Below are 21,145 nucleotides of genomic sequence, written 5' to 3'. Positions count from 1 at the left end.
AATAAATTCTAAAGTTTCTGAATCTTTAGGTTTATTACAACATCAAGATTTATATAGACAAAAAATAGAAAGAGTTGTAAACTTTGTTTGTGAACATAATAATATAGACAAAGAACAGTTTGGTTTTGCTCCTAGTGCTAAAAATATTGATTCTTGCGATGAGATACTAAATGATGAGGAAGTTGAAGCTCTTATAAAACAAATGCAATCTTAAATTTACTAAATAAAATAAAAGAAGTTTGAAACTCCTTTTATTTGCTTCTTATTTTTTACAAGCATCTCTTTTTACATTATTTAAATTACCAAATATTCTAAGAGAATTTATCTCTACTTCTTTTGCTTTCTCATTTAAAACTTTATTATCTTCTTTATTTGCATTTGCATCTACTAAAGATTGTAAATCTTTATGGAATTGTTTATTTAAATTGTCAATTGTATTCATTGTTTCCATATCAATTTTTTTACCTGAATTCATATGTGCATCAGACCATTTTTCAAGACTAGTGTTCTTTTTTACTTCCCATGAACTATAAGTTCCAAGCTGTGCATAAACTTCATCTTTTGTATTAAGTAAGTCTACTTTTATTTGTGCTGTATCATAAACTAAATCTACATCACAAACTTTTTCAAGAGCTTCTTCTATAAACGAAGCTCTTGATGCAGCTGTTACAAGTGAATTTGACATATCTGATATATTACTTGCCATATCTGAAATTTCATTTGCTACTTGTGCATTTTTTTGTGTTGCTTGATCTAAAGTATTAACTGCATCATTAATTTGAATAATACCTTTTTCTTGTTCCTTAGATGCTGTTGCAACTTCTTCAATAATAGTTATTGTATTAGATATATTTTCATTTAATTGATTATATCCATCAATCATCTCTCCTGAAATCATTTTCCCTTGTTCTGCTTTTGAAGATGCAGCTTCTACAATATTTTTAATCTCTTTAGCAGCTTCTGCTGATCTATTAGCAAGGTTTCTCACTTCTTGTGCAACAACAGCAAAACCTTTACCAGCTTCACCAGCAGTTGCAGCTTCAACAGCTGCATTTAAAGAAAGAATATTTGTTTGGAAAGCAATTTGATCAATAACTTCAATAGCTTCATTAATCGATGATACTTGAACATTAATCTCATCCATAGAAGCAGCTGTTCTATTTGCTAATTCTTGACCAGATTTTGCTGATCCTGTTACATTTTGAGCTAATTGTGACATTCTAAGTGTTGATTGTGTATTAGCTGTAATAATTGATGTAATCTCTTCTAAAGCAGCAGCTGTTTCTTCTAAAGAAGCAGCTTGTTGATTTGATGAAATTGATAAGTTATTTGAAGCACTTGATAATACAGCAGTATTTTGATTTAAGGAATCCCCTGTATTCATAATCATTGCTAAAATTTCAGAAGTATTATTTCCTACAAGTTTTATTCCTGCAGTTAAAGAACCTAAATCCCCATAAATTCCTTCATCATCAATTTTATAATCAAATTTTGACTCGGAATATTTTCTAAGTGTAAGGTTAATATTATCAAGTGTAGTTTTTGTATTTCTAATCATTTCATTTAATCTGTTTTTTAAATCTTCAAGATGAGGATTTGATGCAGTTTTCTCAACTTGATATACAAAGAAACCATTTCCAGTTTTTTCTAAAATATCACTTGCTTCTTCAATTACAATAGCATCTTTTTTAAGACCAGCTCTTACCTTATCCATATAAGAATTAAATAGTTTTGATACTTCACCAATTTCATCTTTTGATTCTACTTGAAGTGTAATTGATGGATCATTTGATTCTAAAAGGTTATTAAATCCATCTTTTAATTTTGCAATTGGATTAGTAGCTTTTTTTACAATAAAGAATATCAATGTAATTGTTAAAAGACCTAATACAGCAGAAATTATTGAGATATATAAAACTAATTCTGCTATTTGACTATCAGCTTCATCTAATGAGAATGTTAAATCCATTACACCAATTACATCACCTTCTTTTTGATTTGCATGACACATCAAACAATCAGGAGTTGCAATCATTGGTTTAATCATTCTAAGATTATGTCCATTTGAGTTTTCTGTTTCTAAAAGAGCAGATTTTTTACTATTAAACGCTTGTAGTGTATCTTTGTCAGTTGTAAAAGTAGAGTCAGATGGATACATTTCCATTAAAGGTTTACTTTTTGCAACATGTAAGCTTTTTACACCTTTGATTTTTCTAGCATCATCTTCTGCTTTTTCAATCTGGTCTGGATCTCCTGTATTCATCGCATTTCTAAGACTTTGAAACATTGCAGCATTTAACATTTCTAGATTTTCTTTTGTTTTGTTTATTGAATCTTCTGAAACTTTTGAAGTTGTCAATAATACAATAGAAATACTACTAATGGTCATTAAAAAAAACAGTGCAAAAATAATTTTGTTACTAATCTTTTTAGTTATTAATTCTAACATGATACTAGCCTTTTAGTTTAAGTACAATTATTATATAATGATTTATATTTATATAGTATTAAAATAACAACGAATTAGAAAAAGAGTAGAATTAAATGATAGTAGGCCTTATAGGTAAAATAATAAAAAAAGAACCAACGTTATTAAAACTAAATGTTAATGGAATCATATATGAAATATTTGTTTCATTAAATTGTAGTTCAAAAATTATTAATGATGATGTTACATTAGACATTACTCATATCATTAGAGAAGATTCTCAAACACTATATGGCTTTTTAGATCCAAATGAAAAAAAACTTTTTGATACTGTTATAAAAATAAACGGAGTTGGTCCAAAAGTAGCACTTGCTATTTGTTCAACATTTACTCCCGTTTCTTTTGCCCAAATTGTAAATGAAAATGATGTTTCAATGTTAAAAAGAGTTCCGGGAATTGGACCTAAAGGTGCAAGCCGTATTTTAGTAGAGCTTTCAGGTTCAATTATAGATTTAAATGTTGAAGATGATACTAGTTCAAATAACTCATCTTTATTAGAAGCTTCTCTTGCATTAGAATCTTTAGGCTTTAAAAAAGATGTTTTAGCTAAAATACTAAAAACATGTGTTTCTACAACTACAAGTGACCTAGTAAAAGAAGCATTAAAAAAATTACAAAAATAAAATCAAGGGAAATTAATGAAAATAGCTATAGTTTTTGGTGGAGTTAGTTTTGAACATGAAATTTCAATAGTAAGTTCAATTGCAATGAAAGATGTTTTAAATGATGAATTAGTTTATATATTTTTAGATGAAAATAGAGACTTCTACCATATTCCAACAAATATAATAAAATCAAAATTATTTAGTTCAGCTGAGTATAAAAAATGTGATAAAGTTAATATTTGTAAAAATGGTTTTTCAAAAAAAGCTGGATTATTAGGTAAAGATAAACCTATTGATTTTGATGTAGTTTTAAACCTTTCTCATGGTGGAGATGGTGAAGATGGAATTTTATCTTCGGTGTTAGAATTTTATAATATTCCTTTTATTGCTCCAAGAACAGAAGCTTGTGTAGTTAGTTCTAATAAGTTTTTGACAAAAGGTTATGCTTCAAGTGTTGATGTTAAAACTATTGATTATAAATATTATACAAAGGGTGATAAAGTTGTAGTTGATACTTTCCCTGTAATTGTAAAACCTGTAAAATTAGGTTCTTCAATTGGTGTATCTATTGTAAAAACACAAGAAGAATTAGAATACTCTCTTGATGTAGCTTATGAGTTTGATAATGCAATTATTATTGAACCATTTATTTCTGGTGTTAAAGAGTATAATTTAGCAGGTACAAAGGTAAATGGAGAGTTTAAATTCTCCATTATTGAGGAGCCTCAAAAAACAGAATTTTTAGATTTTGATAAAAAATATTTAGATTTTTCTAGAACTTCAAAAGCAGTTGAAGTTGATTTAGGTGCGGAATTAAACTCAAAAGTAAAAGAATCTTTTGAACGAATTTACAACAATTTATTTGAAGGTTCAATTATTAGATGTGATTTTTTTGTTGTAGATAATGAAGTTTATCTAAATGAAATAAATTCAATTCCAGGTTCAATGGCTAACTATTTATTTGATGATTTCAATTCACTATTTAAAAGTGTTGCAACAACATTACCAAAGAAAAAACATATACCAGTTACTTATGAATATGTAAATAAAATTCATGCAAGTAAAGGAAAATAAATTTGGCTTCAAAAAGTTTAACAGTTGATAATAAAACATTTGATATTTCATATGAAATTCTAAATGCCTCATGTAAAAAAGATATTATATTTTTACATGGTTGGGGGTCAAATAAAGATATTATGAAAAATGTCTTTTCACCTTTTTTAAAAGACTTTAGACATATTTATATTGATTTGCCAGGATTTGGGAAAAGTCCAAATGAGTATGAGCTTAAAACAGAAGATTATGTAAAAATCACAAATGAGTTTTTAACTCTTCTTAACTCAACAAAAGATGTAATAGCTGGTCATTCATATGGTGGAAAAGTTGCAACTTCACTTAATCCTAAAAATTTAGTTCTTTTAAGTTCTGCTGGAATTTTAGAAGAAAAATCTTGTGCAGTAAAAGCAAAAATTGCATTTGCAAAGTTTTTTAATGCTCTAGGTTTAGGAAAAATTACTAAGATGTTTAGAAGCTCTGATGTAAGTTCTATGAATGAGGGAATGTATGCAACATTTAAAAATGTTGTGAATGAAGACTTTTCAAATTCATTTAAAAATTATAAAAACAATGCTTTGATTTTTTGGGGTGAAAAAGATAGTGCTACATCTTTAGAATCTGGGAAAAAAATTGCATCTTTAATTAATTCATCAACTTTTATATCTTATGATGGAGACCATTACTTTTTTGTAAAAAATGCAAAAGATATAGCTAAGAGAGTAGAAAATGGAATACTTTAATTTATTTACACAAATTTTATTAATAATGAGTTTAGGTTACTACCTAATCACAAATTTACAGTGGTACAATTATAGACTAGAAAGAGTTATTTTAAAACATCATAAATGGCAATGGCATATTACTTATTTTATAACACCAATTGTACTATTTTATTTAATTCCTGATTTATATTATTCAATATATTTTTATGCTCTATTTATGACTAGCTTTATAATGTGGAATAGAAAACTTGATCGTCCTGTTGTTTTAACTTCACGAGTAAAAAGATTTTTAGCAATTTTATTATTTGCAACTTTTGCAATATCTGCTTTATGTTTAGCAAATCCATCTTGTAATAGTACATTTGTATTCATACCTTTGATTATTGCATATGCAGGCTCTTTTGTTTTAGAAAAAATATTTTTCATATCTTTTAAACATAAAGGAAAACAAAGAGTTCATAGTATTGCAGGTTTAAAAATCATTGCAATTACTGCGTCTTTTGGAAAAACATCTATCAAAAACTATTTACATCATGTTTTAAAAAATAAGTATAAAACATATAAAACTCCACGTTCTGTTAATACAATAGGTGGAATTGTTCTAGATGTAAATAGAGATATTCCTTTAGATACACAAATATATATAGCAGAAGCAGGGGCTAGAGAAAAAGGTGATATTGAAGAAATAGCACTATTCTTAGAACCACAAATTTGTATAATAGGAAGTGTTGGGGAACAGCATATTGAGTACTTTAAAACATTAGATAACATTATTCATACAAAAATGGAGTTATTAAAATCTCCTAGAATGCAAAAAGGTTTTGTTCACGAAAGTGTTCCTATTAAAGATTATGACACAATTACAAAGTTTCCAAATAATTTGCATATTACAAAAAGCTCACTAGATGGTATTTGGTTTGATGTTGAAGTAAATGGAACACTAGAACATTTCCATGCTCCAATTCTTGGAAGTTTTAATGCTATAAATTTAACAGCAGTAATTTTAGTAGCATACGAACTAGGTATGAGTATTGATGAAATTAAATTAGCTTTAAAAAGTTTACCGCAAGTTGAGCATAGATTACAGCTTATCAAAGCTGGTGGAAAAGTTATTGTTGATGACTCTTTTAATGGTAATTTAGAAGGTATGCTTGAAGCTGTAAATATTTGTTCTACATATGAAGGTCGTAAAGTTATAATAACTCCAGGTTTAGTTGAATCAACAGATGAAGCAAATATTTTATTAGCAAAAGAGATAAATGAAAAGTTTGATTATGTAATTTTAACTGGAAGTTTAAATACACAATTATTAAGTGCACATATTTCTAGTGAAAAAGTATTTATTTTAAAAGATAAATCTTTAATGGAAACAACATTAGCAGAGCAAACAAGAGTAGGGGATTTAATTCTTTTTGCAAATGATGCACCAAACTTTATTTAGGATATAAAATGGAACACTTATATGCACCATGGCGATATGAATATGTAAGTGAAGAAAAAATAGAGGGTTGTATTTTTTGTTACATTTCTAAAAATTTAGAGAATGAAAAACTACAAGTTCTTTTTCATGATGAGTATTGTTATGTTGTTATGAACAAATTCCCATACTCTCCAGGTCATATGATGGTTATCCCACACTTTCACACAGATAAAATAGAAGAACTACCTGATGATGTTTGGATACAGCTTAGTATTCGAGTAAGGCAAGGCGTAAAGCTTTTAAAAGATGTCATGTCTTGTGAAGGTGTAAATATTGGTATGAATCTAGGAAAGGCTGCTGGTGCAGGAATAGAACAACATGTTCATTATCATATGCTTCCAAGATGGTTAGGGGATACAAACTTTATAAGTTCAATTGGTGGTACAAGAGTCTATCCTGCAAACTTTGAGGATATATATACAAAATTAAAAAACAATTCTTCAAAATATTTTATATAAACAAATGAAAAATTTAATCAAAAACTTTTATTCAAATAACTTTATTTATAAAGGAAAAGAAAAGCTATCAAAGTTAACTATACTTTTTATCTTCTTTCTAAATGTTTTTATTTTTATAACCCTTGGTTTAGGTATTGACTTTCAAATAAAAGTTTTAAATAATCCAAAAGTAACATTTCCATCTAGTTGTAGAACTATTATAAACACAAATAAAGTTGATGATTTTAATAACTACTTTTATTCATCAAAAAATTACAGTAATAAATATCAAAATATTAAAAATGAAGAAATGGATAAAAGATGTAATACTCTTTTATATACTAAACTTAAAAATGTAAAGACTGAACATAAGATTAAAGATTTAAGAGAAAAACAAAAAAAGATAAATTCTGAGTTAAATAAAGTAAGTAATGAATTAACATATTTAAGAGAAAACTATAATACAGTACTTTTTGAAAAGATGAGTTTTCAAGAATCTTCAAAATCAATAATTAAAGATGATATCTCATCTAATAATATAAAAGCAAAATATAATCTATATTTAAAACAGAAAGAAAAACTAAAAAAACAAAAAGAAGATATATCAAAACAATTTAAAAATTCTAAAAGTGTTAAAGAATTAGTTCTTTTTGTAAAAGATAATAAAAACCAAATAAAAGAAGACTATAAGAACTTAAATAAATCATATGATATTAAAAGAGAATTAATTACACTACTATTTTTACTTCCATTACTTCTGATATCTTTTTATTTAATGAAAAAATATCTTAAAAATGAAAAATATACATTATATATAATGTTTAAAAATATAACAGTAGTAATATTTATTCCAACACTTATTTCTTTCTTGGCATTGATTTATATATTAATGCCAAAGATATTTATAGAAAAAGTCCTAAAATTCTTTTATGAGTTAGAAGTGCCTTTTGTTGTTTATTATCTTGTAATTGCAATTTTAGTACTAATCTTTGGATACCTAATAGTTAAAATACAAAAAAGATATAGAGAGAATAATAAGAAATTAGAAAATAATAGTATTTCTAAAATCGAAAGTTTTAATAAAAACATCTGTAATAAATGTTTTAATAAAGTAGATTATAATGTAATGAACTTTTGTCCAAACTGCCAAAATGAATTAAAAACTAAATGTAGTAAATGTCAAAAAGAGACTATTAAAGGTTTAAGTTTTTGTATGTATTGTTCAGAAAGTATAAAAAGTTAATATTAAGCTTTAAACTTACTTCTTTCTTAATCATATCTATATAGTGCAATAGTTATCCTTTTTAAAAGGAAACAAATTAGCACTTTTTCAATAGCAAACCCCATTATACTTGACATCTAATCAAAAATAAGTTATAATCCGCGTCCATAAAAAGGGTTAGAGTGCGATTTATCGTATGTCTAACGAGTTCTTTAAAGGAAAAAAATGGAAAAAATTAGATTAAAGTTAAAAGCTTACGATCACAGAGTTTTAGATAGAAGTGTTGCTTCAATAGTTGAAGCTGTTAAGAGAACTGGTGCTGAGTTGAGAGGTCCTATACCTTTACCAACAAAGATTAGAAGATATACAGTTCTAAAAGGTCCACACGTTAATAAGGATTCTAGAGAGCAATTTGAAATCAGAGTTCATTCAAGAATGATTGATATTATAGCTGCAACTCCAGATACTGTAGATTCATTAATGAAACTTGACTTAGCTCCAGAAGTTGATGTTGAAGTTAGATCTATGGGTCAAGAATAAGAAAGGGTACTAAATGGAATTTATCGTAGAAAAAATTGGTATGAGTAGAACAGTTTCTGTTCCTGCTGTTCCTGTTACACTTTTAAGAGTTCTTGATACTAAGGTATGTGAAGTGACTGACGGTGTAGCATTTGTTTCTTATGCATCTGGTAAAAAGATGAATAAGACAATTGAAGGTCAACAAAAGAAATTCGACTTATCTAAAGAATTCAACAGATTTGCAACTATTACTGTAGCAAATACTGAAGCGGGTGATTTAGATGTAAGTGGTTTATCAGAAGCAAAAGTATTAAAAACAACTTTTAACAGTAAAGGTAGAGGTTTCTCTGGTGTTGTTAAAAGATGGAACTTTGCTGGTGGTAGAGCATCACATGGTCATAGAATGGGTAAAAGAACTGGTTCAATCGGTAATGCTGAGTGGCCAGGTAGAGTTCAACCAGGTAAGAAAATGCCAGGTCAATACGGAAATACAACTGTTAGTGTTAAAAATGATGTAGTTTCATTTGATGCTGAAACTGGAATTTTAGTAGTTAAAGGTTCAGTATCTGGAGCTAATGGTAGACTAGGTAAAGTAAAGGTTGCTAAATGAGTAATGCAATAGTATTAAATGACAAATTTGAAGCAAATGGTGATGTAGCATTACCAGCTAAGTTTGCTGAGATTAATTCTCACAACTTATACTTATATGCTAAATCATACTTAGCTGCTCAAAGAGCAAATACAGCTAGAGTTAAAAATAGATCAGAAGTTAGAGGTGGTGGTAAAAAACCTAAAGCTCAAAAAGGTTCTGGTGGTGCTAGATGGGGTTCTAAAAGATCTCCTTTATTCGTTGGTGGGGGTCAAGTTTTTGGTCCAACTAAAAGAAACTATGTACAAAAAGTAAATAAAAAACAAAAAGCGTTAGCATTAAGTTTTGCATTAAATGCACAAGCTGATAACGGTTCTTTATTTGTAACTGATTCAATTTCGGTTGAATCTGGAAAAACTAAAGATGCACTAGCAATTTTAGCTAAATTAAACCAAAGAGATACTCTTGTTGTAGTTGATACAATTGATGAGAAAACATACTTAGCGTTTAGAAATGTTAAAAATTGTTACATGATTGAAAAGCAAGAAGTTAACGCTTATTTAATTGCAGCATACCATTCAGTACTAATTGAAAAATCAGTATTTGAATCATTAACAAAAGAGGCTTAAGATGGCAGATATAACAGATATTAAAGCAATATTATATACAGAAAAAACGATTGAGCTTCAAGAAAATGGTGTAATCGTTGTTCAAACTAGTCCAAGAATGACTAAAAATGGTTTAAAAGAAGTATTCAAAGAATATTTCGGTGTTACTCCATCAAAAGTAAATTCTTTAAGACAAAACGGAAAAGTTAAAAGATTTAAAGGGAAATTAGGTGCTAGACCAGATTTCAAAAAATTCTATGTAACATTACCAGAGGGCGCTGAAATAGCGAACCTTTCAGCTTAAGGGGATATGAATGGCAATTAAAAAATTTAGACCAATAACTCCTGCTAGAAGATTCATGTCTGTAATGGATACTTCTGATATTACTTCTAAACCAACAGTTAGATCTTTACTTGTAAGAGTTAAAGCAGCAGCTGGTAGAAATAATAACGGTAGAATCACTTCAAGACATAAAGAAGCAGGTGCTAAGAAATTATATAGAATTATTGATTTCAAAAGAAATAAATTCGGTGTTCAAGGGACTGTTTCAACTATTGAGTACGACCCATACAGAAACTGTAGAATTTGTTTAATTACTTATGCTGATGGTGATAAAAGATATATTTTACAACCTTCTGGTTTAAAAGTTGGAGATAAAGTACAAGCTGCTGAATCTGGACTTGATATTTTACCAGGTAATGTTATGAAATTAATCAATATTCCTATTGGTACTATGGTTCATAATATTGAAATGAAACCAGGTAAAGGTGGACAAATAGCTAGATCTGCTGGTGGATATGCTCAAATCATGGGTAGAGAAGACAAATATGTAATTATGAGACTTCCTTCAGGTGAAATGAGAAAAATTCTTTCTGTATGTCTTGCAACAATTGGTATTGTTGGAAACGAAGACTTCTCTAATATGGTTATTGGAAAAGCTGGTAGACAAAGACACTTAGGTAAGAGACCACAAACAAGAGGTTCTGCAATGAATCCAATTGATCACCCACATGGTGGTGGTGAAGGTAAGACTAACTCTGGAAGACATCCTGTTACTCCATGGGGTATGCCAACTAAAGGTTATAAAACTAGAAAGAAAAAAGCTAGTGATAAACTAATCATTTCAAGAAAAAAGAAGTAAGGGTTTAAAATGTCAAGATCAATAAAAAAAGGTCCATTTATAGACGCACACTTATTAAAAAAAGTTATGAAAGCTGTTGAAGCTAATGACAAAAAACCAATCAAAACTTGGTCAAGAAGATCTATGGTCTTACCTGATATGATTGGATTAACTTTTAATGTGCACAATGGAAGAAACTTCGTTCCTGTAAATGTTACAGAGAATCATGTTGGATATAAATTAGGTGAATTTGCACCTACTAGAACGTTTAAGGGCCATAAAGGTTCTGTTCAAAGAAAGGCGTAATTGATGGCTAGAGCAATATTAAAATTTATTAGACTTTCACCTACTAAAGCTAGATTAATCGCTAGAGAAGTTCAAGGTATGAACGCTGAGTATGCAATTGCATCTTTAGAATTCACTCCTAACAAAGCTGCTGGTATTATTTCTAAAGTTATCGCATCTGCTGTTGCAAATGCAGGTTTAGAACCAGAAAATGCAGTAATTACATCTGCTAGAGTAGATAACGGTCCTGTACTTAAAAGATTTACTCCAAGAGCAAGAGGTTCTGCTTCACCAAAGCATAAACCAACTGCACACATTATGATTGAAGTTGCAGAAGCTACTAAAGGAGATAAGTAATGGGTCAAAAAGTTAATCCAATAGGTTTAAGATTAGGTATAAACAGAAACTGGGATTCTAGATGGTTCCCAAAATTTGCTAATATGCCTGCAAATGTAGCTGAAGATGATAAAATCAGAAAGTATGTTAAAAAAGAATTATACTATGCTGGTGTAGCTTCAACTATCGTTGAAAGAACTGCTAAGAAAATTAGAGTAACAATTGTTGCTGCAAGACCTGGTATCGTTATCGGTAAAAAAGGTGCAGACGTTGAGAAATTAAAAGCAAACTTAGCAAAATTAGTTGGAAAAGAAATTGCTGTTAATATTAAAGAAGAGAGAAAGCCACAATTATCTGGTCAACTTTCAGCTGAAAATGTTGCACAACAATTAGAAAGAAGAGTTGCATTCAGAAGAGCTATGAAAAGAGTTATGCAAAATGCACTTAAAGGCGGAGCTAAAGGTATTAAAGTTTCTGTTTCTGGTAGACTTGGTGGAGCTGAAATGGCTAGAACTGAGTGGTATTTAGAAGGTAGAGTTCCTTTACATACATTAAGAGCTAGAATCGATTATGGTTTTGCTGAAGCTCATACAACTTATGGTTGTATTGGTATTAAAGTTTGGATCTTCAAAGGTGAGGTACTTGCTAAAGGTATTCCTGCTGAACAAAAAGAAGAAGAAAAACCAAAAAGAAGACCACAAAAGAGAAGAGGTAAATAATTATGTTAATGCCTAAAAGAACAAAATACAGAAAAATGATGAAGGGTCGAAACAGAGGTAAAGCTTTTAGAGGTAACTCTTTAGCTTACGGTGAGATCGGTCTTAAAGCTGTAGAACATGGTAGAATCGATTCTAGACAAATTGAAGCTTCAAGAGTTGCAATGACTAGAAAAGTAAAAAGACAAGCAAAAGTTTGGATTATGGTATTCCCTGACAAACCTTTAACTGCTAAGCCATTAGAAACAAGAATGGGTAAAGGTAAAGGTGCTGTTGATAAGTGGGTTATGAATATCAAGCCTGGTAGAATTTGTTTTGAAATGGCTGGTGTTGACGAAACTCTTGCAAGAGAAGCGTTAACTTTAGCAATGCACAAATTACCATTTAAAACAAAAATTGTAACAAAAGATAGCGAAAATGAACTATATTGATTTAAAAGATAAAAGCTTACAAGAGCTTACAGAATTATTAAAAGAAAAAAAGGTGCTTCTTTTTGAATTAAAAGCTAAGCTAAAAACTATGCAGTTAACAAATACTTCTGAATTAAGAGTAGCGAAAAAAGACATCGCTAAAATTCAAACAGCTATTACTGCAGTAAAAGCTAACTAAGGATCTATAGAATGACACATAAAAGAGAGATTCAAGGTGTAGTGGTTAAAATTTCTGGAGACAAAACAGCTTCTGTTTTAGTTACTAGACAAGTTATTCACCCAAGATACCACAAAATGGTAAAAAGATTTAAGAAATATTTAGTTCATGACGAAAGAAATGAAATGAAACTTGGTGATAAAGTTATTGCTGTTGAATGTAGACCTTTATCTAAAACTAAATCTTTTAGATTAAAGACTATTGTAGCTACAGGAGTTAAGTAATGATTCAAAGTTTTACTAGATTAAACGTAGCTGACAACACTGGTGCTAAACAGATCATGTGTATCAAAGTTCTTGGTGGATCTAAGAGAAGATACGCAACTGTTGGTGACGTTATTGTTGCTTCAGTTAAGAAAGCTTTACCAACTGGTAAAGTTAAAAAAGGTCAAGTTGTTAAAGCAGTAGTTGTTAGAACACATAAAGAAGTTCAAAGAGAAAATGGTTCTTTAATTAGATTTGATGATAACGCAGCTGTTATCTTAGATGCTAAAAAAGATCCTATTGGAACAAGAATTTTCGGACCAGTTGCTAGAGAAGTTAGATATTCAGGTTTCATGAAAATCGTTTCACTTGCACCGGAGGTATTATAATATGGCAATTAAATTAAAAATTAAAAAAGGTGATACAGTTAAAATCTTAGCTGGTGATGACAAAGGTAAAACTGGTGAAGTTTTACAAGTATTACCTTCAAAAAACAAAGTAATCGTTAAAGATTGTAAAGTTGCTAAAAAAACTGTTAAACCTGATCAAGAGAAAAACCCTGATGGTGGTTTTGTAAACAAAGAAATGCCAATTGACATTTCAAATGTAGCAAAAGTAGAAGGTGAGTAAAATGGCAGCTAGATTATTAGAAAGATATAAAGCAGAGATTAAACCAGTTTTAGAAACAGAATTTCCAAAAAACAAAATGTTAACTGCAAAGTTAGACAAAGTTGTTATTTCTGTTGGTGCTGGTGAAGCAATGAAAGATAGTAAATTAATGCAAAACATTCAAGATACTATCTCTTTAATAGCTGGTCAACAAGCTGTTAAAGTTATTGCTAAGAAATCAGTTGCTGGTTTTAAAGTAAGAGAAGGTTACCCTGTAGGAGTAAAAGTTACTTTAAGAGGTGAACAAATGTACACTTTCTTAGATAAGCTTTGTTCAATTGCATTACCAAGAGTTAAGGATTTTAGAGGTCTTAATAAAAATGGTTTTGACGGTAGAGGAAACTTTAACTTTGGTTTAGACGAACAATTAATGTTCCCAGAAGTTGTATATGATAACATCATCACAACTCATGGTATGAATATTTCAGTTTCTACAACTGCTACTAATGATGCGGAAGCATTTAGATTATTAGAGTTAGTAGGAATTCCATTTACTAAAGGAAGAGCGTAATGGCAAAGAAATCTATGATTGCAAAACAACAGAGAACTCCAAAGTTCTCTTCAAGAGCATATACAAGATGTTCTGTTTGTGGTAGACCTCACTCTGTATACAGAGATTTTGGTTTATGTAGAGTTTGTTTAAGAAAAATGGCTAACGAAGGTTTATTACCTGGTGTTAGAAAAGCTAGTTGGTAGGAGAATTTAAGCTATGATGAATGATATAATCGCAGATGCTTTAACAAGAATTAGAAATGCAGCTCTAAGAAAATTAGATGTTGCAACATTATTACACTCAAGAACTGTTGTAGGCGTTTTAAACGTTTTACAACAAAAAGAGTATATTACTGGATTCAAAGTTATTGACGGACAAAATAATAAAAAAACAATTCAAGTTGAATTGAAGTATGATGACAATGAAAAATCAGTAATTAATGAAATTACTAGAGTTTCTAAACCAGGAAGAAGAGTTTATAAAAACGCTTCTGAAATTAAATCGTTTAAAAACGGGTACGGTACTATTATCGTTTCTACTAACAAGGGTGTTATTGCTAATGATGAAGCATACGCAGCTAAAGTTGGTGGCGAAGTACTTTGTACAGTTTGGTAGGAGTGGATAATGTCTAGAATTGGAAAAAAACCTATCGCTATTCCAGCTGGAATAGAAGTATCAGTTAATGGTACTATTATTGATGTAAAAAAAGGTAACAAAACTACTTCTGTTGAAACACACGGAAGAGTTTCTGTTGAAATTGCTGATAACAATGTTGTTTTAGGAAAAGTTGGAGAAGAAAAAGAATCTGCTGCTTTCTGGGGAACATATAGAGCATTATTAAGCAATGCTATTGATGGATTAAATACTGGTTTTCAAAAATCATTAGAAATCAATGGTGTTGGTTATAGAGCTGCTGTTAAAGGTAAAGTTTTAGAATTACAATTAGGTTACTCTCACCCAATTAATTTCGAAATCGCTGAAGGTTTAGAAATTACTGTTGAAAAGAACTTAATTCACGTTAAAGGTGCTGACAAACAACAAGTTGGTCAAGCTGCTGCAATAATTAGAGGCTACAGAAAACCAGAACCGTACAAAGGTAAAGGTGTGAAGTATACTGACGAGCATATCGTTAGAAAAGCCGGAAAAACAGCTAAGTAAGGTATGATACAATGAGTAGAGCAAAAGATTTAGCAAAAAAGAATTCATTAAGAATTAAAAGAAAAAAAAGAGTTAGAGGAAATATTTTTGGAACAGCAGAGTTACCAAGAGTTTCTTTCTTTAAATCTAATAAGTATATTAGTGCGCAAGCAATTAATGATGTTGAAGGTAAAACTTTAGCAGCAGTTAATTCTCAAACAATGAATTTAAACGTGAATAAAGAAAATGCAGTAAAAGTAGCAGCAACATTTGCTGAAACTTTAAAAGCTGCTGGAATTGATACAGTAGTATTTGATAGAAATGGTTACCTTTATCATGGTGTAGTTGCAGCATTCGCTGACGCACTTAGAGATAACGGTATCAAATTATAAGGGTTAATGATGGCAGTTAATAGAGAAGATTTTGAAGAAGCAATCGTTAAAATTGGTAGAGTAACTAAAGTTGTTAAAGGTGGTAGAAGATTCAGATTTACTGCTTTAGTTGTTGTTGGTGACAAAAAAGGTACTATTGGTTTTGGAACTGGTAAAGCTAAAGAAGTTCCTGATGCTATTAAAAAAGCATTAGATGACGCATTTAAATCTTTAGTAAAAGTAAATATTCATGGTACAACTATTGCTCATGATATTGAACATAAATATAACGCAAGTAAAATCTTACTTAAGCCTGCATCTGAAGGTACAGGACTGATTGCTGGTGGAGCTGCTAGACCAGTTCTTGAGCTTTCAGGAGTTACAGATATTATTGCGAAATCTTTAGGTTCTAATAATCCAAATAACTTAGTACAAGCTACTGTTGAAGCACTAGCTAGAATTAAAGGATAGATTTATGGCATTAAATAATTTACAACCAGCACCTGGTAGTACAAAAAACACTAAAAGAGTTGGTAGAGGTCAAGGTTCAGGAATGGGTAAGACTTCTACTAGAGGACAAAAAGGTCAAAAATCTAGATCTGGATATAAAATTAAGAGACACTTTGAGGGTGGGCAAATGCCAATCCAAAAAAGAATGCCAAAAACTGGATTCTTCTCAAGAGTTGCAAAACCTTATTCTATCAATGTTGATAAAATAAAACAAGTTGCAGCTTTAGAAGATATTACAGTTGAGTCAATCAAGTCTGTATATAAATTATCTAAATCAGTTGTGAAAGTTAAATTAGTTGGATCAACTGCTAAAGATTTAGCATCTAAGATTAAAGACGAAAACGTTACAACTACTGGTAAATAACCATGAGTAAAGATCTAATAAATAAGATTCTTATTACATTAGGTTTTATATTTCTTTACAGGTTACTGGCTTATGTGCCAGTTCCTGGGGTTAATATAGACGTAGTTAAAGAATTTTTTGATTCTAACGCAAACAATGCCTTAGGTCTTGTTAATATGTTCAGTGGTAATGCAGTTGAAAGACTATCTATTATTTCACTTGGAATCATGCCTTACATTACAGCTTCAATTATTATGGAATTACTTGCAGCTACTTTCCCCGCACTTGGTAAAATGAAAAAAGAACGAGATGGTATGCAAAAATATATGCAAATCATTAGATATGCTACTATTGTAATTACATTAATTCAATCTATTGGTGTATCAATGGGTCTTAATTCTTTAACAGGTCAAAGTGGTCAAGGTGCAATTTCTATTGATATGGATACATTCGTAGCTGTATCTTCAATTTCTATGTTAACTGGAACAATGCTTCTTATGTGGATTGGTGAACAAATCACACAAAAAGGTATTGGTAACGGTATTTCGTTAATTATTTTTGCTGGTATTGTTTCTGCAATCCCAAGTGCAATTGGTGGAACTATCGATTTAGTTAATAGTGGACAAATGAACTTCTTAACTGTAATTGCAATTGTTGTTATTATTATGGCAACTGTTGGTGCAATTATATATGTTGAGTTAGGTGAAAGAAGAGTTCCTGTATCGTATTCAAGAAAAGTAATGATGCAAAACCAAAAGAAAAGAGTTATGAATTATATTCCTATCAAGGTTAACCTTGCAGGTGTTATTCCAGCAATTTTCGCAAGTGCAATTCTTATGTTCCCAGCAACAATATTACAAGGTTCTCAAAATGAGTATCTTTTAGTTATTGCTGATTATTTAAGTCCTGCATCATATACATTTAATGTATTTATGTTCTTATTTGTTGTTTTCTTTGCATTCTTTTATGCATCGATTACCTTTAATGCAAAAGATATTTCAGAGAATTTAAAAAAGCAAGGTGGCTTTATTCCAGGTGTAAGACCAGGAGCTAGTACAGCTGAGTTTTTAAATGAAACTGCAAGTAGATTAACATTCTGGGGTGCAATTTATTTAGGATTAATTTCAACTGCACCATGGCTTATTGTTAAAGCTATGGGAGTACCTTTCTATTTTGGAGGGGTTGCTGTACTAATTGTTGTACAAGTTGCTATTGATACTATGAGAAAAATTGAAGCACAACAATATACAAATAAATATGAAACGCTTAGTGCGGTTGGTCTATAAAACTTATGGCTATCCCATTAAGAAAATTAAATGAAATTGAGAAACTTCGTACTGCAAATATTGCAGTTGCGAAGACTCTAAACTATCTTAAAGAAAACGTTAAAGCTGGTATGACTTTAAAAGAAGTTGATGCTATGGGTGAAGAGTTTTTAGATAATCTAAATGCTCGTCCATCTTTCAAAGGCTTATACGGTTTCCCAAATGCTATATGTACTTCTCTAAACGAAGTAATTATTCATGGTATTCCATCAGATGTAGTTTTAAAAGAAGGAGATATCTTAGGTATCGACATTGGAACTGAGATTGATGGTTGGTATGGAGATGCTGCAATCACAATGCCTATTGGTAAAATATCAAAAGAAGATGAAGATTTAATTGCTTGTGCAAAAGATTCTTTATATCATGCTATTGATTCTATTCATGAGGGTATGAGATTTAAAGAACTTTCTAAATTAATTGAAGATTTTATTGTTAGTAGAGGTTATCAACCACTAGTAAGATTTTGTGGTCACGGAATAGGTAAAAAACCTCATGATGAACCAGAAATTCCAAACTATATTGGTAATGGAAAAACTAACTCAGGTCCAAAGATTAAAAATGGAATGGTTTTTTGTTTAGAGCCTATGATCTGTCAAAAGATGCGAGAACCAGTTATTTTAGATAATAAATGGGATGTTGTTTCTGAAGATGGATTAAGAGGAAGTCATTATGAGCATACAGTTGCCGTTATAAATGGTAAAGCAGTAATATTAAGTACAGTAGACTAGGGAGATTAAATTGGCAAAAGATGATGTAATTGTAATTGATGGTAAAGTAACTGAAGCATTACCAAATGCAATGTTTAAAGTAGAGTTAGATAATGGTCATATGGTATTATGTCATATCTCAGGAAAAATGAGAATGCATTATATTAAAATTTTACCAAATGATAAAGTAAAAGTAGAGATTACACCTTATTCACTAGATAAAGGTAGAATCACTCATAGATATAAATAATTTATATCTTTTTTAAATAAGGAATTCTTTCCTTATTTATATCTCTTATTTAATAATTTAAAAATCTCACAATATAAAATTTCAAATACTAATATACAAAATTATGAAGCCGTAGTTTCAAATATTTCGCGTGCTTTTAAAAAGTCATATTAAAACTATGACTCCATAAGTTTATATATTAAATTATTCTATTTTTAGTAATATCGATTTCTTCTTCTATTAACTCTTTTTGTTTAATCATTGATTCTAAATGTTTTTTTAATATTTCTCTATCTTTATACGACTCTATAATGAATTCATAAAGCTTAGGACGATTTTTTTTCCAATTATGCAAAGTAGTTTTATTTACATTTAAATCAACTTCTAATTTTCTTAAACTAGGTGCTGTCATTATGTATCCTGATTTGATTTGAAGTAATTGTACAAAATAATGGAACAAAAGTCAAATATAATTTTAAATATGTTCATATAATTGGAACAAATAATCATAAAAGAAAGTTTTTTGTACAATTTATTATGACAAAACTAGTAAAACAAAAACTTTTATATAATTTACACTTACAAAAATCAATGGGTTATTCTTTTCATAAATCTTTAGATTTATTACCCCCTGATATAAAAAATATGAAACTACCTGATAATATTTTTGCATTAAAATCAAATGTAGAAAACTGTTATTTATGTGAGTTAAGCAAAACTAGAAAAAATGTTTTATTTGGAATGGGAAACCCTAAAGCTGATATTATGTTTATAAGTGATGAACCATCAAATAGCGAAGATGATTTAGGCTTTTTTTATGCAGGAAAATCAGGGGAATTATTAGCAAAGATGATTGAAAATGTTTTAAATATAAAAAAAGAAGATGTTTATATAACAACATTAGTAAAATGTAAAAGTTCAAATAGTTTAAATAAATCACATATAGAGTCTTGTAATGAGTATTTATTAAAGCAAATTGAACTTGTAAAACCAAAGCTAATAGTATCTTTGGGTGAGAATACATACTCTTATTTATTTAATGAGAAAGATAAGTTTTCACAAGCAAGAGGGAAAGAGTGTTTATATAGAAATATTAAATTAGTTCCAACTTTTTCTGCAAACTATTTACTTAGAAATCCATCTTCTAAAAAAGATGCATATTATGATATGCTTAGAATTAAAAATATACTGGAGTTATCAAATTGAAATATTTATTATCCTTTTTATTAATCACATTCTTTTTTGTTGGATGTAGCACTAAACAAGAGGTGGAAATTAAACTTCCTGATAAAACTGATATTGGTACCCCAATTGAAAAAGAAGAAGTAATTAAGCCTATTGAAGAAGAGATTGAGCCAATAATTGAAGATCCAATTATAGAAGATGAAATGCCTATTATTGATAATAGTGAAATAATGAAACTTGCAGTTATTTACCCTTCAAAAATAGTTGCTAAATATGCAAAATCTTCTATTAATACAGTTTTAGGATATTTTGATTATAAAAAAATCAAGTATGAATTAAAAGTATTTGATACTTTATCTGAAGATGAACAAAGTATACAAAAAGCTTTCTATGATGCTAAAGAAGCTGGATTTACAAATGTTATTGCATTGTTTACGCCTAGAGTTACTGAGTTTTTACATAGTGCAGATACAAGTGATTTAAAAGTATATTTACCTTTAACAAATAAACAAAATTTAGTAAGTCATAACAATAACTTTATTTATGGAGCAATTTCATATAAAGATCAGGTAAATAAATTATTTGAGTATTCAAATACAAATAATACGATGTTTTATGAAAAATCATTTTTAACAAATAAAATAAAAACTATTTATGATACAACTTTTTTTGATATAAAAGTAGTAAAAGAGATAAAGAAAAAAAGAAATTACTTTAAAGGTATTGTAAAAGATTATAGAATTAAAAACTCTACACTATTTTTAAATACATCTATTGTTAAAACATCAATACTTTTATCACAATTAAGAGCTTATAATATATATCCAAAGGTTATTCTATCAACTCAAATTAATTATAATCCCAAAGTTTTAACATTAACACAAGAAAAAGATAGATCAAATTTAGTTCTTGCAAGCTCTATTGATAGTGTTGACGATACTTTAAGAGATACAGTTCTTTCTTATGGTTCTGATATTCTTTATAATTGGGTTGATTATTCTACTTTAGTTGGAGTAAATTATCTATATGATCAGAATATTTCAGGTTTAATTACAACTAGAGTTGAAGATAATCAAGTAATGTATGAACCAAAACTATTAAAAACAACAGCTTATGGATTTTTAGAAATTAAGTAAGATTT

The 21,145-nt window shown here is 29.3% G+C and carries 33 protein-coding genes and 1 pseudogene; 32 read left to right on the top strand and 2 right to left on the bottom strand.

Annotation, left to right across the window (positions count from 1 at the left end; translation table 11 throughout):
* A pseudogene (locus GBG18_RS07420) lies at nt 1-214 on the top strand (hypothetical protein); the annotation flags it as partial.
* 48 nt (nt 215-262) lie between these two features.
* On the opposite strand, the gene GBG18_RS07415 reads toward GBG18_RS07420, so the two are convergent.
* Nucleotides 263-2,449: a methyl-accepting chemotaxis protein gene (locus GBG18_RS07415; RefSeq protein WP_152189817.1), complete on the bottom strand. Its 2,187-nt coding sequence runs from the start codon at nt 2,447-2,449 to the stop codon at nt 263-265.
* Between the two features lie 95 nt (nt 2,450-2,544).
* Here GBG18_RS07415 and ruvA point away from each other — a divergent pair, with 95 nt between their 5' ends.
* The 29 genes from ruvA (at nt 2,545) to infA (ending at nt 18,840) form a co-directional block, all read left to right on the top strand.
* The gene (gene ruvA / locus GBG18_RS07410) at nt 2,545-3,111 is read left to right on the top strand and encodes a Holliday junction branch migration protein RuvA (protein ID WP_152189815.1); all 567 of its coding nucleotides are present in this window, start codon (nt 2,545-2,547) and stop codon (nt 3,109-3,111) included.
* Between the two features lie 15 nt (nt 3,112-3,126).
* The gene (locus tag GBG18_RS07405; RefSeq protein WP_152189813.1) at nt 3,127-4,167 is read left to right on the top strand and encodes a D-alanine--D-alanine ligase; all 1,041 of its coding nucleotides are present in this window, start codon (nt 3,127-3,129) and stop codon (nt 4,165-4,167) included.
* A 2-nt stretch (nt 4,168-4,169) separates the two neighbouring features.
* Nucleotides 4,170-4,889 carry an EstV family lipase gene (estV, locus tag GBG18_RS07400; RefSeq protein ID WP_152189811.1) on the top strand — a complete coding sequence of 240 codons (720 nt, stop codon included), beginning with the start codon at nt 4,170-4,172 and terminating at the stop codon, nt 4,887-4,889.
* Nucleotides 4,876-6,312: a Mur ligase family protein gene (locus GBG18_RS07395; protein WP_152189809.1), complete on the top strand. Its 1,437-nt coding sequence runs from the start codon at nt 4,876-4,878 to the stop codon at nt 6,310-6,312. Before estV ends, GBG18_RS07395 begins: the two co-directional genes overlap by 14 nt.
* Before the next feature lie 8 nt (nt 6,313-6,320).
* Nucleotides 6,321-6,809 carry an HIT family protein gene (locus GBG18_RS07390; protein ID WP_152189808.1) on the top strand — a complete coding sequence of 163 codons (489 nt, stop codon included), beginning with the start codon at nt 6,321-6,323 and terminating at the stop codon, nt 6,807-6,809.
* 4 nt (nt 6,810-6,813) lie between these two features.
* On the top strand, nt 6,814-8,031 hold the full coding sequence (locus GBG18_RS07385; protein WP_152189806.1) for a zinc ribbon domain-containing protein: 1,218 nt from the start codon (nt 6,814-6,816) through the stop codon (nt 8,029-8,031).
* A gap of 204 nt (nt 8,032-8,235) precedes the next feature.
* The gene (rpsJ, locus tag GBG18_RS07380; protein WP_071627220.1) at nt 8,236-8,550 is read left to right on the top strand and encodes a 30S ribosomal protein S10; all 315 of its coding nucleotides are present in this window, start codon (nt 8,236-8,238) and stop codon (nt 8,548-8,550) included.
* 13 nt (nt 8,551-8,563) lie between these two features.
* Complete coding sequence (gene rplC, locus GBG18_RS07375) at nt 8,564-9,139, top strand: 50S ribosomal protein L3 (protein ID WP_152189804.1); 576 nt, start codon at nt 8,564-8,566, stop codon at nt 9,137-9,139.
* Nucleotides 9,136-9,747 (top strand): 50S ribosomal protein L4, encoded by a 612-nt coding sequence (rplD, locus tag GBG18_RS07370; protein WP_152189802.1) that lies wholly within the window; start codon nt 9,136-9,138, stop codon nt 9,745-9,747. Before rplC ends, rplD begins: the two co-directional genes overlap by 4 nt.
* Nucleotide 9,748: 1 nt before the next feature.
* Entirely contained in the window at nt 9,749-10,030 is a 282-nt protein-coding gene (locus GBG18_RS07365; RefSeq protein WP_076084950.1) for a 50S ribosomal protein L23, read from the top strand.
* A 10-nt stretch (nt 10,031-10,040) separates the two neighbouring features.
* Nucleotides 10,041-10,868: a 50S ribosomal protein L2 gene (gene rplB, locus GBG18_RS07360; protein ID WP_152189800.1), complete on the top strand. Its 828-nt coding sequence runs from the start codon at nt 10,041-10,043 to the stop codon at nt 10,866-10,868.
* Nucleotides 10,869-10,877: 9 nt separating this feature from the next.
* Complete coding sequence (gene rpsS / locus GBG18_RS07355; protein ID WP_152189798.1) at nt 10,878-11,153, top strand: 30S ribosomal protein S19; 276 nt, start codon at nt 10,878-10,880, stop codon at nt 11,151-11,153.
* Between the two features lie 3 nt (nt 11,154-11,156).
* Nucleotides 11,157-11,489, top strand: a complete 333-nt coding sequence (gene rplV / locus GBG18_RS07350) for a 50S ribosomal protein L22 (RefSeq protein ID WP_152189796.1) — start codon at nt 11,157-11,159, stop codon at nt 11,487-11,489.
* Nucleotides 11,489-12,187 carry a 30S ribosomal protein S3 gene (gene rpsC / locus GBG18_RS07345; protein WP_152189794.1) on the top strand — a complete coding sequence of 233 codons (699 nt, stop codon included), beginning with the start codon at nt 11,489-11,491 and terminating at the stop codon, nt 12,185-12,187. Before rplV ends, rpsC begins: the two co-directional genes overlap by 1 nt.
* A gap of 2 nt (nt 12,188-12,189) precedes the next feature.
* Complete coding sequence (gene rplP / locus GBG18_RS07340) at nt 12,190-12,615, top strand: 50S ribosomal protein L16 (RefSeq protein ID WP_152189792.1); 426 nt, start codon at nt 12,190-12,192, stop codon at nt 12,613-12,615.
* Nucleotides 12,602-12,793 (top strand): 50S ribosomal protein L29, encoded by a 192-nt coding sequence (gene rpmC / locus GBG18_RS07335; protein WP_152189790.1) that lies wholly within the window; start codon nt 12,602-12,604, stop codon nt 12,791-12,793. Before rplP ends, rpmC begins: the two co-directional genes overlap by 14 nt.
* 11 nt (nt 12,794-12,804) lie before the next feature.
* The gene (rpsQ, locus tag GBG18_RS07330; RefSeq protein ID WP_152189789.1) at nt 12,805-13,056 is read left to right on the top strand and encodes a 30S ribosomal protein S17; all 252 of its coding nucleotides are present in this window, start codon (nt 12,805-12,807) and stop codon (nt 13,054-13,056) included.
* Complete coding sequence (gene rplN / locus GBG18_RS07325) at nt 13,056-13,424, top strand: 50S ribosomal protein L14 (protein WP_076084974.1); 369 nt, start codon at nt 13,056-13,058, stop codon at nt 13,422-13,424. Before rpsQ ends, rplN begins: the two co-directional genes overlap by 1 nt.
* Before the next feature lies 1 nt (nt 13,425).
* Nucleotides 13,426-13,665, top strand: coding sequence for a 50S ribosomal protein L24 (gene rplX, locus GBG18_RS07320; protein ID WP_152189787.1), 240 nt, complete (start codon nt 13,426-13,428; stop codon nt 13,663-13,665).
* Nucleotide 13,666: 1 nt separating this feature from the next.
* Entirely contained in the window at nt 13,667-14,215 is a 549-nt protein-coding gene (gene rplE, locus GBG18_RS07315) for a 50S ribosomal protein L5 (RefSeq protein ID WP_152189786.1), read from the top strand.
* A complete protein-coding gene (locus tag GBG18_RS07310) occupies nt 14,215-14,400 on the top strand; it encodes a type Z 30S ribosomal protein S14 (RefSeq protein WP_076084983.1) in 186 nt (61 codons plus the stop codon). Before rplE ends, GBG18_RS07310 begins: the two co-directional genes overlap by 1 nt.
* A 13-nt stretch (nt 14,401-14,413) precedes the next feature.
* Entirely contained in the window at nt 14,414-14,812 is a 399-nt protein-coding gene (gene rpsH / locus GBG18_RS07305; protein ID WP_152189784.1) for a 30S ribosomal protein S8, read from the top strand.
* Between the two features lie 9 nt (nt 14,813-14,821).
* The gene (gene rplF, locus GBG18_RS07300) at nt 14,822-15,355 is read left to right on the top strand and encodes a 50S ribosomal protein L6 (protein WP_152189782.1); all 534 of its coding nucleotides are present in this window, start codon (nt 14,822-14,824) and stop codon (nt 15,353-15,355) included.
* Between the two features lie 11 nt (nt 15,356-15,366).
* On the top strand, nt 15,367-15,726 hold the full coding sequence (rplR, locus tag GBG18_RS07295) for a 50S ribosomal protein L18 (RefSeq protein ID WP_152189780.1): 360 nt from the start codon (nt 15,367-15,369) through the stop codon (nt 15,724-15,726).
* Nucleotides 15,727-15,735: 9 nt separating this feature from the next.
* A complete protein-coding gene (gene rpsE / locus GBG18_RS07290) occupies nt 15,736-16,176 on the top strand; it encodes a 30S ribosomal protein S5 (protein ID WP_152189778.1) in 441 nt (146 codons plus the stop codon).
* A 4-nt stretch (nt 16,177-16,180) separates the two neighbouring features.
* A complete protein-coding gene (gene rplO / locus GBG18_RS07285) occupies nt 16,181-16,579 on the top strand; it encodes a 50S ribosomal protein L15 (RefSeq protein ID WP_152189776.1) in 399 nt (132 codons plus the stop codon).
* Between the two features lie 2 nt (nt 16,580-16,581).
* Nucleotides 16,582-17,844 (top strand): preprotein translocase subunit SecY, encoded by a 1,263-nt coding sequence (secY, locus tag GBG18_RS07280; protein WP_152189775.1) that lies wholly within the window; start codon nt 16,582-16,584, stop codon nt 17,842-17,844.
* 5 nt (nt 17,845-17,849) lie between these two features.
* Nucleotides 17,850-18,611, top strand: a complete 762-nt coding sequence (map, locus tag GBG18_RS07275) for a type I methionyl aminopeptidase (RefSeq protein ID WP_152189773.1) — start codon at nt 17,850-17,852, stop codon at nt 18,609-18,611.
* 10 nt (nt 18,612-18,621) lie between these two features.
* Entirely contained in the window at nt 18,622-18,840 is a 219-nt protein-coding gene (infA, locus tag GBG18_RS07270) for a translation initiation factor IF-1 (RefSeq protein WP_121627057.1), read from the top strand.
* Between the two features lie 178 nt (nt 18,841-19,018).
* Here the strand turns inward: infA and GBG18_RS07265 are convergent, their stop codons facing one another.
* Complete coding sequence (locus tag GBG18_RS07265; protein ID WP_152189771.1) at nt 19,019-19,231, bottom strand: hypothetical protein; 213 nt, start codon at nt 19,229-19,231, stop codon at nt 19,019-19,021.
* Between the two features lie 125 nt (nt 19,232-19,356).
* Between GBG18_RS07265 and GBG18_RS07260 the strand changes: the two genes are divergently transcribed.
* Both GBG18_RS07260 and GBG18_RS07255 read left to right on the top strand, forming a co-directional pair.
* Nucleotides 19,357-20,025 (top strand): uracil-DNA glycosylase, encoded by a 669-nt coding sequence (locus GBG18_RS07260; RefSeq protein ID WP_152189769.1) that lies wholly within the window; start codon nt 19,357-19,359, stop codon nt 20,023-20,025.
* On the top strand, nt 20,022-21,140 hold the full coding sequence (locus GBG18_RS07255; protein WP_152189768.1) for a hypothetical protein: 1,119 nt from the start codon (nt 20,022-20,024) through the stop codon (nt 21,138-21,140). The genes GBG18_RS07260 and GBG18_RS07255 overlap by 4 nt, the downstream gene beginning before the upstream one ends.
* Nucleotides 21,141-21,145 lie beyond the last annotated feature (5 nt).

Origin of the sequence: Poseidonibacter ostreae, assembly GCF_009208075.1 — a bacterium.
Taxonomy (GTDB): Bacteria; Campylobacterota; Campylobacteria; order Campylobacterales; family Arcobacteraceae; genus Poseidonibacter; species Poseidonibacter ostreae.
Note: the sequence above shows the minus strand (reverse complement) of the source record. Positions and strands in the feature narration are given on the sequence as shown.

What these genes read in the sequence shown, in the direction of transcription:
- GBG18_RS07415 (WP_152189817.1), bottom strand. Translation starts at nt 2,449, where the DNA reads ATGTTAGAATTAATAACTAAAAAGATTAGTAACAAAATTATTTTTGCA.
- ruvA (WP_152189815.1), top strand. Translation starts at nt 2,545, where the DNA reads ATGATAGTAGGCCTTATAGGTAAAATAATAAAAAAAGAACCAACGTTA.
- GBG18_RS07405 (WP_152189813.1), top strand. Translation starts at nt 3,127, where the DNA reads ATGAAAATAGCTATAGTTTTTGGTGGAGTTAGTTTTGAACATGAAATT.
- GBG18_RS07395 (WP_152189809.1), top strand. Translation starts at nt 4,876, where the DNA reads ATGGAATACTTTAATTTATTTACACAAATTTTATTAATAATGAGTTTA.
- GBG18_RS07390 (WP_152189808.1), top strand. Translation starts at nt 6,321, where the DNA reads ATGGAACACTTATATGCACCATGGCGATATGAATATGTAAGTGAAGAA.
- GBG18_RS07385 (WP_152189806.1), top strand. Translation starts at nt 6,814, where the DNA reads ATGAAAAATTTAATCAAAAACTTTTATTCAAATAACTTTATTTATAAA.
- rpsJ (WP_071627220.1), top strand. Translation starts at nt 8,236, where the DNA reads ATGGAAAAAATTAGATTAAAGTTAAAAGCTTACGATCACAGAGTTTTA.
- rplC (WP_152189804.1), top strand. Translation starts at nt 8,564, where the DNA reads ATGGAATTTATCGTAGAAAAAATTGGTATGAGTAGAACAGTTTCTGTT.
- rplD (WP_152189802.1), top strand. Translation starts at nt 9,136, where the DNA reads ATGAGTAATGCAATAGTATTAAATGACAAATTTGAAGCAAATGGTGAT.
- GBG18_RS07365 (WP_076084950.1), top strand. Translation starts at nt 9,749, where the DNA reads ATGGCAGATATAACAGATATTAAAGCAATATTATATACAGAAAAAACG.
- rplB (WP_152189800.1), top strand. Translation starts at nt 10,041, where the DNA reads ATGGCAATTAAAAAATTTAGACCAATAACTCCTGCTAGAAGATTCATG.
- rpsS (WP_152189798.1), top strand. Translation starts at nt 10,878, where the DNA reads ATGTCAAGATCAATAAAAAAAGGTCCATTTATAGACGCACACTTATTA.
- rplV (WP_152189796.1), top strand. Translation starts at nt 11,157, where the DNA reads ATGGCTAGAGCAATATTAAAATTTATTAGACTTTCACCTACTAAAGCT.
- rpsC (WP_152189794.1), top strand. Translation starts at nt 11,489, where the DNA reads ATGGGTCAAAAAGTTAATCCAATAGGTTTAAGATTAGGTATAAACAGA.
- rplP (WP_152189792.1), top strand. Translation starts at nt 12,190, where the DNA reads ATGTTAATGCCTAAAAGAACAAAATACAGAAAAATGATGAAGGGTCGA.
- rpmC (WP_152189790.1), top strand. Translation starts at nt 12,602, where the DNA reads ATGAACTATATTGATTTAAAAGATAAAAGCTTACAAGAGCTTACAGAA.
- rpsQ (WP_152189789.1), top strand. Translation starts at nt 12,805, where the DNA reads ATGACACATAAAAGAGAGATTCAAGGTGTAGTGGTTAAAATTTCTGGA.
- rplN (WP_076084974.1), top strand. Translation starts at nt 13,056, where the DNA reads ATGATTCAAAGTTTTACTAGATTAAACGTAGCTGACAACACTGGTGCT.
- rplX (WP_152189787.1), top strand. Translation starts at nt 13,426, where the DNA reads ATGGCAATTAAATTAAAAATTAAAAAAGGTGATACAGTTAAAATCTTA.
- rplE (WP_152189786.1), top strand. Translation starts at nt 13,667, where the DNA reads ATGGCAGCTAGATTATTAGAAAGATATAAAGCAGAGATTAAACCAGTT.
- GBG18_RS07310 (WP_076084983.1), top strand. Translation starts at nt 14,215, where the DNA reads ATGGCAAAGAAATCTATGATTGCAAAACAACAGAGAACTCCAAAGTTC.
- rpsH (WP_152189784.1), top strand. Translation starts at nt 14,414, where the DNA reads ATGATGAATGATATAATCGCAGATGCTTTAACAAGAATTAGAAATGCA.
- rplF (WP_152189782.1), top strand. Translation starts at nt 14,822, where the DNA reads ATGTCTAGAATTGGAAAAAAACCTATCGCTATTCCAGCTGGAATAGAA.
- rplR (WP_152189780.1), top strand. Translation starts at nt 15,367, where the DNA reads ATGAGTAGAGCAAAAGATTTAGCAAAAAAGAATTCATTAAGAATTAAA.
- rpsE (WP_152189778.1), top strand. Translation starts at nt 15,736, where the DNA reads ATGGCAGTTAATAGAGAAGATTTTGAAGAAGCAATCGTTAAAATTGGT.
- rplO (WP_152189776.1), top strand. Translation starts at nt 16,181, where the DNA reads ATGGCATTAAATAATTTACAACCAGCACCTGGTAGTACAAAAAACACT.
- secY (WP_152189775.1), top strand. Translation starts at nt 16,582, where the DNA reads ATGAGTAAAGATCTAATAAATAAGATTCTTATTACATTAGGTTTTATA.
- map (WP_152189773.1), top strand. Translation starts at nt 17,850, where the DNA reads ATGGCTATCCCATTAAGAAAATTAAATGAAATTGAGAAACTTCGTACT.
- GBG18_RS07265 (WP_152189771.1), bottom strand. Translation starts at nt 19,231, where the DNA reads ATGACAGCACCTAGTTTAAGAAAATTAGAAGTTGATTTAAATGTAAAT.
- GBG18_RS07260 (WP_152189769.1), top strand. Translation starts at nt 19,357, where the DNA reads ATGACAAAACTAGTAAAACAAAAACTTTTATATAATTTACACTTACAA.